17 protein-coding genes are annotated in these 16,164 nt (G+C 70.6%); 5 read left to right on the plus strand and 12 right to left on the minus strand.

Going from position 1 to position 16,164, the window contains the following annotated elements; translation table 11 throughout:
- Positions 1-2: 2 nt before the first annotated feature.
- Complete coding sequence (locus SPOPO_RS32425; RefSeq protein WP_019873814.1) at positions 3-839, minus strand: SMP-30/gluconolactonase/LRE family protein; 837 nt, start codon at positions 837-839, stop codon at positions 3-5.
- Entirely contained in the window at positions 836-2,074 is a 1,239-nt protein-coding gene (locus SPOPO_RS0105645) for an acetyl-CoA hydrolase/transferase family protein (protein WP_019873815.1), read from the minus strand. The genes SPOPO_RS32425 and SPOPO_RS0105645 overlap by 4 nt, the downstream gene beginning before the upstream one ends.
- Before the next feature lie 68 nt (positions 2,075-2,142).
- Between SPOPO_RS0105645 and SPOPO_RS0105650 the strand changes: the two genes are divergently transcribed.
- Positions 2,143-3,651 carry a class I adenylate-forming enzyme family protein gene (locus tag SPOPO_RS0105650; protein WP_019873816.1) on the plus strand — a complete coding sequence of 503 codons (1,509 nt, stop codon included), beginning with the start codon at positions 2,143-2,145 and terminating at the stop codon, positions 3,649-3,651.
- On the opposite strand, the gene SPOPO_RS0105655 is transcribed toward SPOPO_RS0105650, so the two are convergent.
- From SPOPO_RS0105655 to SPOPO_RS0105690, 8 genes are all read right to left on the minus strand, one after another.
- A complete protein-coding gene (locus tag SPOPO_RS0105655; protein ID WP_028984544.1) occupies positions 3,635-4,555 on the minus strand; it encodes an SDR family NAD(P)-dependent oxidoreductase in 921 nt (306 codons plus the stop codon). The two genes, SPOPO_RS0105650 and SPOPO_RS0105655, sit on opposite strands and share 17 nt — an antisense overlap.
- Before the next feature lie 11 nt (positions 4,556-4,566).
- Positions 4,567-4,887: a 2Fe-2S iron-sulfur cluster-binding protein gene (locus SPOPO_RS0105660; protein WP_019873818.1), complete on the minus strand. Its 321-nt coding sequence runs from the start codon at positions 4,885-4,887 to the stop codon at positions 4,567-4,569.
- Positions 4,888-6,228, minus strand: a complete 1,341-nt coding sequence (locus SPOPO_RS0105665) for a cytochrome P450 (RefSeq protein ID WP_019873819.1) — start codon at positions 6,226-6,228, stop codon at positions 4,888-4,890. It lies immediately after the preceding gene.
- 1 nt (position 6,229) lies between these two features.
- Entirely contained in the window at positions 6,230-6,541 is a 312-nt protein-coding gene (locus SPOPO_RS0105670; RefSeq protein WP_019873820.1) for a non-heme iron oxygenase ferredoxin subunit, read from the minus strand.
- Entirely contained in the window at positions 6,541-8,007 is a 1,467-nt protein-coding gene (locus tag SPOPO_RS0105675; protein ID WP_019873821.1) for an aldehyde dehydrogenase family protein, read from the minus strand. Before SPOPO_RS0105675 ends, SPOPO_RS0105670 begins: the two co-directional genes overlap by 1 nt.
- A 67-nt stretch (positions 8,008-8,074) precedes the next feature.
- The gene (locus SPOPO_RS32430) at positions 8,075-9,010 is read right to left on the minus strand and encodes a TIGR03619 family F420-dependent LLM class oxidoreductase (RefSeq protein WP_169577160.1); all 936 of its coding nucleotides are present in this window, start codon (positions 9,008-9,010) and stop codon (positions 8,075-8,077) included.
- A 2-nt stretch (positions 9,011-9,012) separates the two neighbouring features.
- A complete protein-coding gene (locus SPOPO_RS35030) occupies positions 9,013-9,435 on the minus strand; it encodes a Zn-ribbon domain-containing OB-fold protein (protein WP_211210855.1) in 423 nt (140 codons plus the stop codon).
- Positions 9,432-10,577 (minus strand): thiolase C-terminal domain-containing protein, encoded by a 1,146-nt coding sequence (locus tag SPOPO_RS0105690; protein ID WP_019873824.1) that lies wholly within the window; start codon positions 10,575-10,577, stop codon positions 9,432-9,434. The genes SPOPO_RS35030 and SPOPO_RS0105690 overlap by 4 nt, the downstream gene beginning before the upstream one ends.
- A 107-nt stretch (positions 10,578-10,684) precedes the next feature.
- On the opposite strand from SPOPO_RS0105690, the gene SPOPO_RS34190 reads away from it, so the two are divergent.
- From SPOPO_RS34190 to SPOPO_RS0105705, 3 genes are read left to right on the plus strand one after another with little or no spacing between them, the layout of a single operon-like run.
- Entirely contained in the window at positions 10,685-10,981 is a 297-nt protein-coding gene (locus SPOPO_RS34190) for a hypothetical protein (RefSeq protein ID WP_156869597.1), read from the plus strand.
- On the plus strand, positions 10,978-12,339 hold the full coding sequence (locus SPOPO_RS27945; RefSeq protein WP_019873826.1) for an MmgE/PrpD family protein: 1,362 nt from the start codon (positions 10,978-10,980) through the stop codon (positions 12,337-12,339). The genes SPOPO_RS34190 and SPOPO_RS27945 overlap by 4 nt, the downstream gene beginning before the upstream one ends.
- A 10-nt stretch (positions 12,340-12,349) precedes the next feature.
- Positions 12,350-13,330: an MOSC domain-containing protein gene (locus SPOPO_RS0105705; RefSeq protein WP_019873827.1), complete on the plus strand. Its 981-nt coding sequence runs from the start codon at positions 12,350-12,352 to the stop codon at positions 13,328-13,330.
- A 63-nt stretch (positions 13,331-13,393) separates the two neighbouring features.
- On the opposite strand, the gene SPOPO_RS27950 is transcribed toward SPOPO_RS0105705, so the two are convergent.
- Positions 13,394-14,035: an enoyl-CoA hydratase/isomerase family protein gene (locus SPOPO_RS27950; RefSeq protein WP_019873828.1), complete on the minus strand. Its 642-nt coding sequence runs from the start codon at positions 14,033-14,035 to the stop codon at positions 13,394-13,396.
- Positions 14,019-15,173 (minus strand): LLM class flavin-dependent oxidoreductase, encoded by a 1,155-nt coding sequence (locus SPOPO_RS0105715; RefSeq protein ID WP_019873829.1) that lies wholly within the window; start codon positions 15,171-15,173, stop codon positions 14,019-14,021. The genes SPOPO_RS27950 and SPOPO_RS0105715 overlap by 17 nt, the downstream gene beginning before the upstream one ends.
- A gap of 139 nt (positions 15,174-15,312) precedes the next feature.
- Here SPOPO_RS0105715 and SPOPO_RS0105720 point away from each other — a divergent pair, with 139 nt between their 5' ends.
- Positions 15,313-16,140 carry an amidohydrolase family protein gene (locus SPOPO_RS0105720; RefSeq protein ID WP_028984545.1) on the plus strand — a complete coding sequence of 276 codons (828 nt, stop codon included), beginning with the start codon at positions 15,313-15,315 and terminating at the stop codon, positions 16,138-16,140.
- Positions 16,141-16,164: the final 24 nt, after the last annotated feature.

A 16,164-nucleotide genomic window follows, 5' to 3' on the forward strand; every position in this document is an offset into this window, starting at 1 on the left:
GGTCACGCCAGGCGTACGGCCGCCGCGGGAGCGGGCAGACCCGCCGTCGCGGCGGGCATCGCGAACACCGAACCGCCGGCTGGATCCGGGTACTCGGAGTTGACCCCGGTCAGCACGAACAGCGTGCGCAGGTCCTCGCCGCCGAGGCAGACCGAGGTCACCAGCCGGGCGGGCACCTCGATCTCCGCGACCACAGCACCGGAGGGGTCGAACCCCACCACCAGCGATCCGCCGGCCAGCGCGACGAACAGGGTGCCGTCCGCCGCCAGCGCGAGGCCGTCGGGCACTCCGGGATATGCCTCCGTGGAGACGAAGTCGGTGCGCTCACCGCCGGGCAACGCGTAGCGCCAGACGACCTTGCGCGGGGTGTCGACGTGGAAGAGCGCCGTGCCCGCCGGGTCCGCGGCCAGGCCGTTGGTGATGCGCACGTCCTCGGCGAGCACGTCGACCGCGCCGTCGGTCTGCAGCCGGTAGAGGCGGCCGAACCCGTTCTCGTGGTCCTTCGGCACCGACCCGATGTAGAGGCGGCCGGCGGAGTCCGCGGTGAGGTCGTTGAAGAACTGCTCGTCCTCCGCCGTCTCCAGCAGCACGACGCCGGTCCCGTCCGCGCGCTTGTGCGTCACGTTGCGACCGCTCACGACCAGGCCGCCCTCCGCGTGCGGCACCAGACCGCCGATGCCCTTGCGGTGCTCGACCAGCGGGGTCGGCGCGGCGTCGTTCCGCAACGCGTACACGCCGCCGCCGAGCATGTCCGAGAACACCAGCCCGTGCTCGGGCAGCCAGCGGGCGGCCTCGAGCAGGACGAATCCCGAGGCGAGTCGGGTCAGCGTGGTCGTCACAGTCCGGCCTCCGTGGCGGCTTTGGTCAACGTCTCCCGGTGCTCCGGGGCGGCGACGGCGACGATCCGCCGCGCCCGCTCGCTCGCGCTCACCCCGCGCAGGTCGGCGACGCCGTACTCGGTCACGACGACGTCGACGTCGGCGCCGGCCGCGGTCACGCGCGCGACCTGCGGCACGATCCGCGACCGACCGCGGGAGGCCGTGGTGGGCAGCGCGACGATCGCGCGTCCCCCCGGCGAGACCACGGCCGCACGCAGGAAGTCCACGGATCCACCGACCGCGCCGACATAGCGACTCCCGGCCACCTCGCTGTTCACCTGCCCGAACAGGTCGACCTCGAGGGCGGAGTTCACGCAGACGAAGTTGCTGATCGAACCCACGACGCCCGGGTCGTGCGTGTACGAGACCGATCGCAGGTCCAGCCGCGGCTCGGCGGCCGCGAGCGCGACGCCTCGCGCAGAACCCAGAATGGATCCGGCGACGGTCCGACCCTCGTCGATCTCCTTGAACCGGTTGGTGACGACGCCGTCGCGCATCAACGCCAGGGCGGTGTCGCCGATCATCCCGGAGTGGATCGACAGGTCGCGGCGATCGACGACCGCGTGCAGCACCGCCTCCGCCAGCTTCCCGATGCCGACCTGGACGCAACTGCGGTCCCGGACAAACCCGGCGACGTGGCGGCCGATCTCCTGCTCCAGCGCTGACGGAGCCTGCGCCCGGTACTCCGGCAACGGGTGCGAGACCTTCATCGTCGCGGCGAAGGTGTCGACGTGCAGCCGCGTTTCGCCGGCGACGACGGGGATCGCGTCGTTGATCTCCGCGATCACCACGCGGGCAGAGTGCACCGCCGGCCACACGTAGTCAGAAACCACCCCGAGGCTGCAGAACCCCTCGGCGTCGGGCGGGCTGACGCTGACCAGGACCACATCGGCCTTCAGCGGGCCGGCGGCGAACAGCCGCGGCAGCGCCGACATGTGCGCGGGGATCAGGTCCAGCCGCCCGTCGGCGATCAGGTCCGAGAACGGCGGCATGCCGACGAACGAGCACAGCCCGAACCCGGGCGGGGCCTCGGGGAAGACCGTGGTCAGGCTCATCCCGGCGAACATCCGGACGCCGGGGACGTCCGCCACCGCGGCGAAGACCTCCGCGATCAACGCCGTCGGTTCGCCCAGCGCCTGACCCGCGACGATCAGGTCGCCGGGCCGGATGAGATCGCGAAGAATGGCGGAATCCATTTCCCGGCAGAGTCCCAGTATCGGCCGCAGACTGTCAACACGAGTGCTGATTCGGCTACGCTGGCGGCGTGTCCGGCTGTGTGTTCCCCGTCCCCGGTGCCACGACCCCGGAGGTGCTGGCCGCGGTCGCCGCGACGCACCCCGACCGCGAGTTCGTCGTGGCCGAGGACGGCCGCGCCTCCTACGGAGAGGTCGCGGTGCGGGCCGCTGCCCTCGCCACGCGCCTCCGGGCCGCCGGCGTGCAGCCCGGCGACCGCGTGGGCCTGTCCCTGCCGAACGGCCTGCGCTGGGTCGTCGGTCTGCTCGGCGCGCACGCCGCCGGCGCCTGCGCCCTCCCGCTCAACACCTGGTACAAGCCCGCCGAGTTCGACGCGGTCCTCAAGCGCGCCACCCCGCGGGTGGTCCTGACGCCGGAGAACTACGACGCCTTCGGTGGAGATGACATCTCCACCCCGTGCACTGAAGATGACATCTCCAGTGCACTCGAGACGTTGCGGGCGGCCCCGGCCGGCGAGACCGACCTCGCCCTGCTGCTGTTCACCAGCGGGTCGTCGGCCGAGCCGAAGGCCGTCCCGCTCACCCAGGGCGGCATGGTCAGCACCGCCCGCGCCGTCGGCGAGCGCCAGGGCATCCGCGACGGCGACCGGTTCTGGTTCGCCCTCCCGCTGTTCTTCGTCTTCGGTTGCTCGAACGCCCTGCCCAACGCACTCGTGCACGGCGCGACCCTGTGCGTGCAGGAGCGGTTCGAGCCGGCCGCGGCGCTCGAGTTCATCGAGCGCGAGCGCTGCACGGTCTACTACGGCGTCGCCCCGGTGACGCGAGCGCTGGCGGCGCATCCCGACCTCGCCCGCCGGGACATCTCGAGCCTGCGCACCGGCACCGCCAACGCGACTCCCGAGGACCTACGCATCGCCATCGAGGAGCTCGGCGTCACCGACGTCTGCAACGCCTACGGCCTGACGGAGGGTCACGGACACTCCACGATCACGGCGCACACCGATCCGCCCGCGATCCGGATGGCCACGCAGGGCACCCCGCTGCCGACGCAGGAGGTGCGGATCGTCGGCGAGGACGGGGCACCCGCGCCGGCCGGGACGACCGGGCACATCCAGATCCGCGGCACGATCACGCCGGGCTACCTTGACGCGCCCGAGCAGAACGCCACGGCGTTCGACCCCGACGGCTGGTTCCGTACCGGCGACCTCGGCTGGTTCGACGACGCCGGTCGGCTCCACTACATCGGCCGCAGCTACGAGATGATCAAGTCCAAGGGCATCAACATCTCCCCCGCCGAGGTCGAGGCCCTGCTGGTCCAACACGCCGAGGTCGATCAGGCCTTCGTCTTCTGCGTCGAGACCGACACCGGCGACCAGGACGTCGGCGCCGTTCTCGTCACCACCACCGTCGAGCACGACCGCCTCGCCAAGGAGGTCGTCGACTGGGCCCGCGAGCGGATCTCGACCTACAAGGTCCCCCGTCGCACCTGGGTCCTGACGGCCGATCAGCTCCCGCTGACCCCGACCGGCAAGGTCTCGAAGCGGCTGCTCCGAGATCAGGTGCTCACACCGAGTACGTGACCCCGGTCAGCTCCTCGGAGACGGTCCAGAGCCGCTCCTGGAGCGTCTCGTCCTTCGACTGGGCGCTCGAGCCGACGACCTCGGGGAGACCGCGCAACTCGCCAAACCCGCCGGGGCCGTAGTACTGGCCGCCCTCAGCGGCGGGGTCGGTGGCGGCGCGCAGGGAGGGCAGCGCGCCCCGGGCCGCGGACTGCGCGACCAGCGGAACCAGGGCTTTGCCGACCAGCCGGACCGGCCGCGGGAGGTTGCGAATGAGATCGGTGTTCGACCCGCCCGGATGGGCCGCAAGCGCACGGGCGGGCGCGCCGGCGCCGACGAACCGACGGTCGAGCGCGTACGTGAACATCAGGTTGGCGAGCTTCGACTGCCCGTAGGCGTCGACCTTGTGGTACTTGCGCTCCCACTGCAGGTCGTCGAAGTGGATGGACGCCCGGAGCCGGTGGCCGATGCTGCTGACCGTCACCACCCGCGAGCCCGGCGTCGCCAGCACCTGCGGCAGCAGGAGGCCGGTCAGCGCGAAGTGACCGAGATGGTTGGTCCCGAACTGCAGCTCGAACCCGTCGACGGTCTTCGAGTACGGCGGATACATGACGCCGGCGTTGTTGATCAGCAGGTCGATCCGGGGATGCGCGGCGGCGAGCTCGGCCGCCGCCGTGCGGATCGACGTGAGCGACGAGAGGTCCAACTCCTGCACCGTCACGTCGGCGCCGGGCGCCACCGCGGCAATCCGGTCCGCCGCCTGCTTCCCCTTGTCGAAACTGCGGACCGCGAGCACGACGCTCGCACCCCGCTGCGCGAGCACCCGCGCGGTCTCGAACCCCAGGCCCGTGTTGGCGCCGGTGACGACCGCGACCCGTCCGGTCTGGTCCGGCACGTCGGCCTCGGACCATGCGTTCGTTCCCACGAGCACGGACGCTACTGCGTCGGCGCCACCCGCACCACGAGGCCGTCGACGGCGTCAGACATCGGCAGCTGGCAGGACAGCCGGCTCCCGGGTTCCCGCGGGGCCTTGACGAAGCCGAGGGCCTCGTCCTCCTCGTCGCTGATCGGCGGGAGGGCGTCGACCGGACCGTCCACGACGTAGACGTGACAGGTGGAGCAGATCATGTCCCCGCCGCAGATCGCCTCGATCTCGGAGACTCCGGCCGCGGTGGCCGCCTCCATGACCGAGTCCCCCACGGGGACGTCGAGGATCTCGTCAACGCCGCTCGGGCGTTGCACGGTGAGCTTGGGCATTCAGGCCTCGGGGGTCAGCAGGACGGGGTACGCCGTGTACCGCGGGATGTCCTCGACGGAGAACTTGTTCATGTCCTTCTTCAGGGACGTCGGCGGGTTCTCCGGGTCCGGCCGGATGCCGGCGGCCATCAGCTTGCGCAGCAGTTCGACGTGCGCGCCGCCCTTGCCGTCGTTGCCGACGACGACGCGGAGGCCGTAGCACTGGTGCGTGCCCATGCCGAAGCCGAGCCCGTAGCGGTTGACGCCGTTCTTCGGCTCCGGACGCCGCGGGTTGAACCGGTTCGCGTCCTCACCGAACACCTCGGTGTCGCGGTTGGCGCGCACCCACTCGATGTGGAGTTCCTGGCCGGCGTGGATCTGCGTGCCGTCGGAGAGTTCGTTGTCGGTCAGCGCGAGCCGCGTCGTGTACGGCGAGAACGGCGCGCGCATGCGGATGACCTCGCACAGCGCGTTCAGCAGAAACGTGGGGTCGGTGGCGTCCGCGAGGTCCTCGGGGTGCTCGGCGAACCAGCCCTGCAGCAGGTCGAGGGTGTGCACGATCGACTGCGTGCTCGTGCCGACGGAGGCCGCGAACAGCAGCCCCGACTCGACGACGACGTCGGAGTCCTTCTCCCAGTCGGGGTGCAGCCCGGCCGCGACCATCTTCAGCAGGCTGTTCGGGACGTCATCCTCGGAGATCTCGCCGGCCTCGATGCGCTTGCGCTGCTCACGGTGCCACTCCAGCGAGGGGTAGACGAACTCGGCGGCGTAGCGCGCCTTGGCCTCCAGCGCCATCTTGTTCACCGCGGTGCGGTCCGCGAGGTACGCCGAGCTCATCCCGGCCGCGATCGGCCCGGCGAAGCTGCGCATGAGCTCGATGCGCTCGTTGCGCTCCATGTCCGTCAGCCCGATCAGGCGCGCGGTGAAGTGGAGGAAGACGCGCTCGAGGAAGTCGACGAGGTCCATGCGGACGAGACCGTCCGCATCGGCCGTGCGGCGCCGCTCCTCCAGGAGCCGGTCGGCCTCCGGCAGGATGATCTCCTCGCGGATGCCCGACAGCGCGTCCACGCGGACCAGCGGGTTGAGCAGCTTGCGGCGACTGCGGTGCGAGTCGCCCTCGTTGAACATGAACGAGGCACCGAGGAACTCGCGAACGTTGATCTCGCCGTTGACCGGGTCCGCCTTGACGCCGGCGAACAGCTCGGGCTTGTGCGCCACCGCGCCCTTGGTCCGCATCAGCTTCGAGACGTCGGGCAGCTGGTTGACGGTCGCGAACGGGCATCCGCAGGAGCCGCCGGCGCCTTCGATCAGCTCGTGCTCGGCCGGAGCCGCGGGCCGGGTTTCTGATGCTGTCTCAGTCATCTCAGTCACCGATCTCGACGAAGACCTCGTCCCCGTCGATGTGCACGGGGTAGGTCGGGACGGGGGCTGTGGCGGGCAGACCGCTGGGCTTGCCGGTGCGGACGTCGAAGCAGGAACCGTGCGCGGGGCACATCACCTCGTCACCGTCGAGGTCGCCGTCCGAGAGTTCGATGTCCTCGTGGCTGCACTCGTCGCCGATGGCGAACACGCCACCGTCGTTCAGACGTACGAGACAGATGGCCGTGCCCTCCGGCTCGACCCGGCGCAGCGAGCCGGGTTCGAGCTCGCCGAGGCTGGCGACGCGGCAGCGCATCAGGCGCTCACCGCCTCGGCCGGAACGTAGCCGGCGGGCAGCGCGACCGACTTGGTGGCGAGGAAGAACTCCAGGCCCTCGACGCTGCGCTCGCGCCCGAGGCCCGACTCCTTGCGGCCGCCGAACGGACCGCCGCCGCCGGACGGCGGACCACCGTTGACCGCGCAGGTCCCGGTGACGATCCGGCTCGCGAGCTCGATGGCGTGCTCGGTGGTCGGGGCGAAGACGGTGCCACCGAGACCGAAACGGCTGTCGTTGGCGATCGCGATCGCCTCGTCCTCGTCGGAATAGGAGATGACCGACAGGACCGGCCCGAAGATCTCCTCCTGCGCGATGCGCATGTCGTTGCGGACGTCGAGAAAGATCGTCGGCTCGACGAACCAGCCCTTCTCCAGGCCCTCGGGACGTCCGCCGCCGTGGACGAGCTTCGCGCCGTCCTCGATGCCCGCCGAGATGAAGCTCTCGACGATGTCACGCTGGCGCTGCGAGCACAGGGGGCCGAAGTAGGTGTCGGCGTCGTCCGGGTCCCCGACCTTGAGGGTCGAGACGTACTCGCGAAGCTGCGCGACGAGTTCGTCCCGCTGTGAGGAGTGCACCAGGACGCGGTTCGTGGAGATGCACATCTGCCCGCTGTTGCGCAGTGAGGAGTCGACGAGCGACTGCAGGTACGGGCGCATGTCGACGCCCTCGGCGACGAGCGCCGCGGATTTGCCGCCGAGTTCCAGGGTGACCGGGCGCAGCAGCCGCGCGCAGGTCTCGGCGATCGCCTTGCCGCCGCCGACGCTGCCGGTGAAGGTGACGAGGTCGACGTCCGGGTGCCCGACGAGGTACGCGCCCACCTCGACCCCGCCGTTGACGATGCTGAGGACGCCCGGCGGGAGGCCGGCCTCGACGGCCGCCTCAGCGAGGACGTAGCAGGAGAGCGGGGACTCGGGCGCGGGCTTGACGACGATCGGGCAGCCCATCAGCAGCGACGGGAGCACCTTCGACAGGACCACCATCACCGGGGCGTTCCACGGAGTGACGGCAGCCGTGACGCCGACGGGCTCCCGCAGGACGAGGACCTTGCCGACCGCGCCGTCGCGCACGTCGCGGGTGGAGATGCGGTGGGCGTCGGCAACGGCCGCCTCGAGGAACGGGCGGACCGACGCCATCGTGACGGTGGTGAACGTCCGGGTCGCGCCCATCTCCAGGATCTGCAGGTCGATCGCGCGGGCGCGCTTCGCGTCCAGGCACTCGACGAACTTGCGGAGCAGCGCCGCCCGCTCGTCCAGGCTCAGCCGCGGCCACGGGCCGGAGTCGAACGCCGCGCGCGCGGCGGCGACGGCCTCGTCGACCTCGCCCGGCGTGGCCACGGGAACGCGACCGACAACCTCCTCGGTCGTGGGCGACACGACCTCGAGAACCGCGTCGCCGGCCGCCGCTACCCAGCGGCCCCCGAGAAACTGGTTGCTCCGGACGAACATGCAGCACTCCTCACGCGCGTACGACGACTGTGGCAGCCGTCACCCGTGCTGTCAACTCGACTGTTGACTACACGCCGGGGATTTCGACCGCTTCTCTGAGCGCTTTCAACAATTGGCCCAGCTGATCCAAATCGAGACCGTAGTAATTCAGCGGAACGTTGAAATGCGTGATTCCCAGCGGAACGAGCCGCCGGACCCGCGCGACCGACGCCTCGACGAGGTCGTCGAAGCTCTGCGCCTTGTTCCAGTCCTCGGTCGCGGTCAGCGAGACGCGCATCCCGACGGTCGCGGGGTCGCGGCCGTACTGCTCGCAGGCCGCGCGGATGCCGGCGGCCGAGGCCTCGATCTCGGCCTCGGGGGCGGCCTCGCGGGCGAGCCAGCCGTGGCCCAGCGTGACGACGCGTCGCGCCGTCACCCGGTGCGAGGCGTCGCCGGCCCACCAGACCGGCGGTCCGCCGGGCGTGAACGGCGCCGGTTCGGTGATCACGCCGGAGAAGGAGATGTGCTCGCTCTCGAACTCCGACAGCCCCGGCGCCCACAGTTCCCGGCAGGCGCGGAGGATCTCCTCCAGCCGCCGCCCGCGCTCCGCCGGCGGGATGCCCATTGCCGCGAACTCGTCGGCGTACCAGCCCGCCCCCACCCCGAGGGTGAAACGGCCGGCCGAGAGCTGGTCGAGCGTGGCCGCCTGGCGGGCGAGGATCGCGAAGTTGTGCGCGGCGGCGAGCAGGATGCCGGAGACGAACCGGATCCGTGTCGTCCGGGCGGCGCACGTGGCGAACATCAGCATCGAGTCGCAGCGGTCGGAGTGCTGCGTGTCCCGGCCGTGGACCATGTTCCCGGAGCCACCAGGGTGGTGCATGACGGGCGCGAACAGAATGTGCTCGCCGTCCATGACGTCGTCGAACCCGAGCCGCTCGAACTCGACGACGAGGTCGGGGACATCACGCAGGGTCGGCGCGTACCGGGGAACGAGACCCGGTAGCTTGACTCCGAACTGAGGCACCGTCACTGGTACTCGCCCCGGGCGCCCGCGGACAGCACCGAGGAGGTGCGCCGCCACCGGACCTGGCCGTCCACGAACGCGGCCTCGACCCGGTCGCCGACCGTGAGCGGCTCCTCGGTCTCGAGCCGGCCGACCATGTACGGGCCGTCGTCGAGCTTCACCATCGCGACCGTGTAGGGGACGTCCGCGGCGAGCTCCTTGGAGAACGCGCGCAGGTAGACGACGAAGCTCCACACCTCACCGTGGGGGCGGATCTCCGTCCATTCCGCCTCGGGGTGCAGACACTCCGGGCACCCGTCGAGCGGCGGCCACCGCAGCACCTGGCACTCCCGGCACCGCTGGACCACCAGGCGGCCGTCCCGCGCGGCCGCCCAGAACGGCGCGGTCAGGGGATCTTCGGTAGTAACCGCTGAGTTCGGCGTCACGCCGCCACCTCCGGATCGGTGGAGAGCACGGACGCGGCGGCCTTCACGAAGCCGTGGCTGGAGCAGTAGAGGGCGAGGCGAGGATCGTCGAGTTGACGTTCGCCGGCCTGTCCGCGCAGTTGGCGGACCGCCTCGACCAGGTGCATCCATCCCCAGCTGTAGCTCTCGGACAGCTGGCCGCCGTGGGTGTTCAGGGGAAGTCGGCCACCGGGGAGCGTGTGCCCCTCGCCGAGGAACGGCCCGCCCTCGCCGATGCCGCAGAAGCCGTAGTACTCCAACATCTGCAGGGACCACAGCGCCGTGGGGTCCTGGATGTAGAGCGCGTCGATGTCGTCGGGACCGAGCCCGGTGTTCGCCCAGATCGCCCCGGCCGCGTCGCGGAGCCAGGGGCGGAGCAGGTTCTCCGGGTTGTGCTCGCCGCGCACCCCCGCGTGCTCGGCGATGCCGGCGACGTACACCGGGCGGTTGGGAAGGTCCCGCGCCCGCTCGGCCGTGGTGACCACGAAGGCGACACCGCCGTCGCTGATCATCGTGACGTCGGCCCGCCGCAGCGGCGCGACCATGTACGGCTGGGCGAGGTAGTCGTCCATCGTCATTGGCGTGCGGAAGATGGCGTTCGGGTTGCGCTGCGCCCACTGCCGCTGGCCGACGGCGAGCATGCCGAACTGCTCGTCGGTGGTGCCGTAGATCGCCTTGTGCCGCTGCAGCGCCAGGCCGGCGCGGCCAGCGATGTGCACGAGGCCGTTGGCCTCGGCCATGTCGACGCCGTACACGGGCGCCCCGAAGTCGAACTTCCCGCTCCGCGCGTTCGCGCCGTAGGTGAGCAGGACCGTCTCGGCCATCCCCGACAGGATCGCCATCACCGCGAGGTGCAGCGAGAAGTTGCACGTCCCGTAGTCGAGGGTCTGGACGTAGGGGAGGTTGACGCCGAGCAGCTTGCCGGTCGCCACGTCCCCGCCGCCGCCCTGGACGGACTTGCACGCGATCAGGCCGTCGAGGTCCTTGCGGTCGATCCCGGCATCGGCGAGCGCGGCCGCTCCGGCCTCGACGGCGATCGACGAGACGGACCGTCCCGGAAGCTCGCCCTGGACCGTGTGCCCCAGGCCGACGATGGCGACCTGGCCACCGAGCCGACGCGGCATGCTGACGCTCCTTCACGACCCGACGGACGTTTCGAGGCTAAATGCCGCCGGGGCGTCAGTCAACTCTCGTGTTGACCGAGTTCGGAATTCCGCCGTAGGCTTCTCGTGTGATGGTGATCGTGGATGGTGCGGCCGACTCCGTGCGGATGGACGACGCCGAGAACCTGCGCGGGCTGAGTGTCGAACTCCGCTCGTGCACCCCCGCCGAGGCCCCTGCGCTGCTCGGGGACGTGGGGACGCTGGACGGCGAGCACGTCTGGCTCGACATCGCCGCGCTCAAGGCGTTGAGCCCGCTCGCCGCCGACCCGGCCTGGTCCGCGGGGTTCGACGACGTGATCACCTACGCCGGCACTCAGGGATGGATCGACGAGAGCGGCTCCCGCGTCCGGGCGCATCTGCGTTGAGCGCGACCCGCACCCTCGCCGATTTCGTCGCCGAAGCCCCCGCCGGTGTCGCCTCCCCGCGGGCGATTGAGGTCCTCTCCCGCGCGGTCCTCGACCTGGCCGGGTGCGTCGTCGCCGGCGCCGACGAGCCCGCCGGCCGCCTGGCTGCCGACTACGCCGTCGCCTCCGGCGCACCCGGAGCCGCCGCCCTGCTCGGCGCGGGCCGCGGCCGCCTGTCCCCCGCGCTCGCCGGAATGGCCAACGGCACCGCCGGCCACGCCCTCGACTTCGACGACATCGGGATCGGCGTCGGGCACGTCAGCGTCGCGATCCTGCCCGGCGTGCTGGCCCTCGCCGAGCACGTCGGCGCGGACGGCGCCGCCTTCCTCGACGCCCTCGTCCTCGGGTACGAACTGGCCTCGCGCCTGACGTCGATGTACCCCGACACCCGCCTCGGCCCCTACGCCGCCGGCTACCACAAGCCCGGCGTCTACGCCGCTCTCGGCGGCGCGGCTGCGTGCGGCCGTCTGCTCGGCCTGAACGCAGACGGCATCGCGTCCGCCCTGGGTATCGCGGCCTCGCAGGCCGGTGGCCTCCGCGCGAACTTCGGCACGATGACCAAGCCCCTGCACGCCGGCGTCGCCAACCGGACCGCGGTGGAGTCGGCGCTGCTCGCCGCGTCCGGATTCACCGCGAGCACCGAGATCCTCGAGCAGCGTTTCGGCTGGCACGACGTGATCTGCCGCGGCGAGGGCGACCTGGACGGGATCGTCGCCGGTCTCGGCGACGGCTTCGCCGTCGAGGAGGGCCTGGTGTTCAAGGCCTACCCCTGCTGCGGGGCCAATCACCATGCGATCAGCGCCCTGCTCGGCCTGCTCAACGACGAGGGCGTGGACGCGGCCGACGTCGACTCCGTCGACGTCGAGATCGAGGCCCGCAACCTCTCCGAGGTGCTGGTCTACGACTGGCCGCGCTCGCCCCTGGAGGGCAAGTTCTGCCTCGCCTACAACGTCGCCGCCGCGCTGGCCGACCGGGCCGTCACCGTCGACACCTTCACCGACGCCGCGCTCGAGCGGCTGACCGCTCACCGCGATCGCATCCACGTCCACCCGGTGACCCACCTGCCGCAGCACGGCGCCCGCGTCGCCGTTAATCTGACGGACGGTCGCACGCTGAACCGCGAGCAGCTGACGCTCCGTGGGAGTCTCGCCGACCCGATGTCGACCGAAGAGCTCGTGACCAAGTTCCGCGGCTGCGTGGCGGGTCACCTCGCCGACCGCCGCCTGGCGCCCGACGGGGTGGAGGACTTCCTCTCCCGCGTCACCACCCTGGAGAAGCAGCCCGACCTGCGTTCGCTCACCGAGCCGCTTCTCGGCTAGTTTCGGCGCCATGACCGAGGTCGGGCGCATCACGCAGATCTGGCGGTTCCCGGTGAAGTCGATGGCCGGGGAGCGACTCTCCGCCGTCGACGTCGACGCGCGCGGCGTCCACGCGGACCGCATGTGGGCGGTGCGCGACGTGGAACTGAAGGCGACGACGAGCGCGAAGCGCCTGCCGTCGTTGATGCTGCTCTCGGCCCGGTACGCCACGCCCCCACCGGCGGACGCGGGGCCGGGCAACGCACCCGAGGCCGTCATCACCTTCCCCGACGGCAGCGAGATCGCGACGACGGACCCCGGCGTGCACAAGGCGCTGTCGACGTTCCTCGACCGCGACGTCGAGCTGCGCCCGCTGCCCGCGGTGACGGACAAGAAGGGCTACCGCGGTCCGCTGCTGACGAAGGCCGACATCCGGACCGTGATGGGCCTCGACCCGGACGAGCCGCTGCCGGACCTGTCGATGTTCCCGGTCAGGACGCTCGCGGAGCTCACCCGTTACGTCACCCCCGTCGGTACCTACGCCGACGTCTATCCGCTGCACCTGCTCACCGAGCAGAGCATGGCCACGATGGAGAAGCTGACGCCGACGTCGACGTGGGACGTCCGCCGGTTCCGCCCCAGCCTGCTCGCCGAGGCCAGGTCGTCCGCGGACCATCCGGAGTGGCAGTGGTGCGGTTCGACCGTGCGCGCCGGCACCGCGAACCTGGAGTGGCTGTTCCCGACGATCCGGTGCCGGATGCCCGGGCACGAGCAGCTGGGCCTCCCCCAGGATCGCGACGTCGTCCGCACCATCTCGGCCCACGCCCGTCGCTGTCTCGGCGTCTACGGGACCGTTGCGCAGCCGGGTCGTGTCGCGGAGGGCGACGCCCTCACGGTGGTGGCGACCGAGCGTCCGCCGCTGGGAGCGCGTCCCGACGCCCTGGCCGCCCGGGTCAAGCGCCGGGCGCTGAAGGCGGGTCAGATCGCGATCCCGCGCGGCCGCGCCCGCTGAGACTCCGGCCCGACCAAGTCAGCCCCGGATCAGTCAGCTCCGGATCAGTCAGCTCCGGATCAGTCAGCTCCGGATCAGTCCGCCCCGGATCAGTCGCCGGGTCGCGGCGATCGCGGCGCGGTCGCCGATCAGCAGGTCCGCGACCACGGACTCGACGGCCCCGTCGAGCAGTTCCGGCGGCGCGGTGTGGGCGACGAGTCCGAACGAGGCGGCCTCCGCGGCGTCGAACTGCCGGCCGCTGAGGAAAAGGTCGAGCAGTGCGCCTTCGGGAACCCGACGGCGGCAGGCCGCGATCGCGGGTTCGGCGACCATGCCGAAGCGCACCTCGGGGAAGCCGAAGCGGGCACCGTCGGCGGCGACCGCGATGTCGGCGGCCGCCACGAGCGCCAGGCCGGAGCCGAACGCCGCGCCGTTGACGCGGGCGACGACGGGGACCTCGAGCGAGTCGAGGCGGGCAAGCAGGTCGAGGACCAGCTTGCCCGCCCGCTCGATGTTGGCGGGGTCGGCGATCTCGCCGCGGTCCGCGCCGGAGCTGAACGTCGTGCCGGCTCCGGTGAGCACGACGACCCGGCAGTCCCCGCCGACCAGGTACAGCCGGTCGAGGAGATTGCTCAGGACGTCCAGGCTGAGCGCGTTGCGCGTGCGGGGATCGTCGAACGTGAGGGTCAGGACGCCACGGGCGTCCTGATCAGACCCAAGTCCCATCCGCGTCCTTGGTCGAGAACCGCGGCGCCACCTTGTCGATGAACATCTGCAGCTCCTCCTCGTTCTCCTCCGGGTCGAGGTGACCCTGGCCGAACTGGAGCCACATCTCGTTGAAGCCGAGGCGCTTGTGCGCGTCCTCGATCGCGTAGGAGATCTGGTCGGCGTTGCCGATCAGGCAGTTCGCGTAGCCCTGGCCGAACGGGAGGAAGAACTCGTTCCAGTACCAGTCGTGCTCGGCCTTGATCTCCTGCAGCCGGTCGGGGTTGTTGCCCAGCATGAGCACGCCACCCCAGGCCGCGGCGTCCTCGCGCTTGACCTCACGGCCGGCCTCGGCGGCGGTGGCGATGTAGCGGTCCCAGAGCTTCTCGCAGAAGTCCATCTGGTTCGCCATCACGATCGGCTTGCCGCCCTCACGTGCCCACATGTCGATGGTGCGCATCGAGTGCGCGAACGCCCCGTACAACGGGGGGTGCGGGTCCTGGTAGCAGCGGGGCGCGATGCCGATCTCCTGGACCATCCCGTCCGGCCCCATGCCCGCGCCGTACTTCTCGTACGCGGGGTGGCCGGTCAGGCCGCTCTCCGGCGGGAACTGCCAGTACTTGCCCTTGTGCGAGAAGGTCGAGTTCAGCCAGGCCTTCTTCACGATGCCGACGCACTCTTCGAAGATCTCGCGGTTCATCGTGTCGACCTCGCCGCGCGCCTTCGCGTCCTGCGGCGTGGTCGCGTTCGCACCCGGCACCGCGGCGTAGGAGCCGACCCAGCGCGACTGGTACCCGCGCGTGAACCCGACGTTCAGCCGACCCTGCAACATGTGGTCGAGCGTCGCGATCTCCTCGGCCGCGCGGACCGGGTTGTGCGTCGTGAGCACGTAACCGAGGGTCGAGACCCGCATCCGCTTCGAGTGCAGACCCACGAACAGGCTGAACATGCCCGGGTGGTTCGTGATCTCGAAGCCCTCGATCTGCAGGTGGTGCTCGTTGTGCCCGTAGGACGCGTACCCGAGTTCGTCCGCGAGGCGGATGTAGCCGCGGATCTCCTCCAGATAACGCTGGTAGAGCTCCTTGTTCTGGCCCGCCATGCCCTGCTTGATCTCGTGCTGACGCCCGATCATGCCCGGCTGGATCAGGTGGAACTTCATGCGGCCCTCCGTGGGAGCACGATCGAGATGAGTTGTCTTCCCAGAGATTGCCTCGAAAGCAATTCCCTGTCAACTCACGTGTTGAAAATGCCTACGTCGGCGTTGATCGCGGCGAGCCGCGGGGCTAGGCTGAGAGGCGATGACAGCGACGCGCGCTCCCCACTTCCCCCCGCCGACCGGTGTCGTGGACGCCTGGATCAACCCCAATCTCGGTGCCACCGCCGGCGACGTCTCGTACCTGTTCCCCGACCTCGCCGAGCGCCTCGAACGCGGCACCACGCTCGAGCAGCTGATCGACGAGATGGACGCCGCCGGCGTCGCGAAGGGCGTGCTCTGCTCCGGGTTCTTCGGTGACGACCGGGAGTGGTGCGTGAAGGCCCGCGACACCCATCCAGACCGGTTCGCGCTCTCCCACGTCGTCGATCCACGGGACGGCATGGCCGCGGTCCGCCTCGTCGAAGACCTTGTGGCACAGGACAATTACCGCCTGATCCGCATGATGGGACTGCAGACGCAACTGGCCTACAACGAGGCCGCGTACTACCCCGTGTACGCCAAATGTGTGGAGTTGGGGATCCCCGTCAGCCTCAACGTCGGCTTCCCCGGGCCGCAGGTTCCGAGCAAGTACCAGGACCCGCTGCCGGTCGACGACGTCTGCGCGTTCTTCCCCGACCTGAAGATCGTCCTCGCCCACGGCGGGGAGCCGTGGGTCGACGTCTGCGTGAAGCTGATGGTCAAGTGGCCCAACGTGTCCTACATGACCTCGGCCATTGCCCCGAAGCACATTCCGCCCGCGATCCTGCAGTACGCCAACACCCGGGGCGCAGATCGCGTCATGTTCGCGAGCGACTACCCACTCCTTACACACGAGCGTTGCCTGGGGGAAGTGGTGAATCTGGAGTTCCGGGACGGGGAGAAGCTCCAGAAGTACGTCGCCGGGAACGCCGAGGCCCTCTTCTTCTCCTAATTCACCGTCCATGATGCGATAATT

Source organism: Sporichthya polymorpha DSM 43042 (genome assembly GCF_000384115.1).
GTDB classification, from domain to species: Bacteria; Actinomycetota; Actinomycetes; order Sporichthyales; family Sporichthyaceae; genus Sporichthya; species Sporichthya polymorpha.

Excerpts from the sequence above, each read along its gene's own strand:
- SPOPO_RS0105645 (WP_019873815.1), bottom strand. The coding sequence starts at position 2,074 with ATGGATTCCGCCATTCTTCGCGATCTCATCCGGCCCGGCGACCTGATC.
- SPOPO_RS0105660 (WP_019873818.1), bottom strand. The coding sequence starts at position 4,887 with ATGCCCAAGCTCACCGTGCAACGCCCGAGCGGCGTTGACGAGATCCTC.
- SPOPO_RS0105665 (WP_019873819.1), bottom strand. The coding sequence starts at position 6,228 with ATGACTGAGACAGCATCAGAAACCCGGCCCGCGGCTCCGGCCGAGCAC.
- SPOPO_RS0105670 (WP_019873820.1), bottom strand. The coding sequence starts at position 6,541 with ATGCGCTGCCGCGTCGCCAGCCTCGGCGAGCTCGAACCCGGCTCGCTG.
- SPOPO_RS0105675 (WP_019873821.1), bottom strand. The coding sequence starts at position 8,007 with ATGTTCGTCCGGAGCAACCAGTTTCTCGGGGGCCGCTGGGTAGCGGCG.
- SPOPO_RS0105690 (WP_019873824.1), bottom strand. The coding sequence starts at position 10,577 with ATGCCGCGTCGGCTCGGTGGCCAGGTCGCCATCGTCGGCCTGGGGCAC.
- SPOPO_RS0105705 (WP_019873827.1), top strand. The coding sequence starts at position 12,350 with ATGACCGAGGTCGGGCGCATCACGCAGATCTGGCGGTTCCCGGTGAAG.
- SPOPO_RS27950 (WP_019873828.1), bottom strand. The coding sequence starts at position 14,035 with ATGGGACTTGGGTCTGATCAGGACGCCCGTGGCGTCCTGACCCTCACG.
- SPOPO_RS0105715 (WP_019873829.1), bottom strand. The coding sequence starts at position 15,173 with ATGAAGTTCCACCTGATCCAGCCGGGCATGATCGGGCGTCAGCACGAG.
- SPOPO_RS0105720 (WP_028984545.1), top strand. The coding sequence starts at position 15,313 with ATGACAGCGACGCGCGCTCCCCACTTCCCCCCGCCGACCGGTGTCGTG.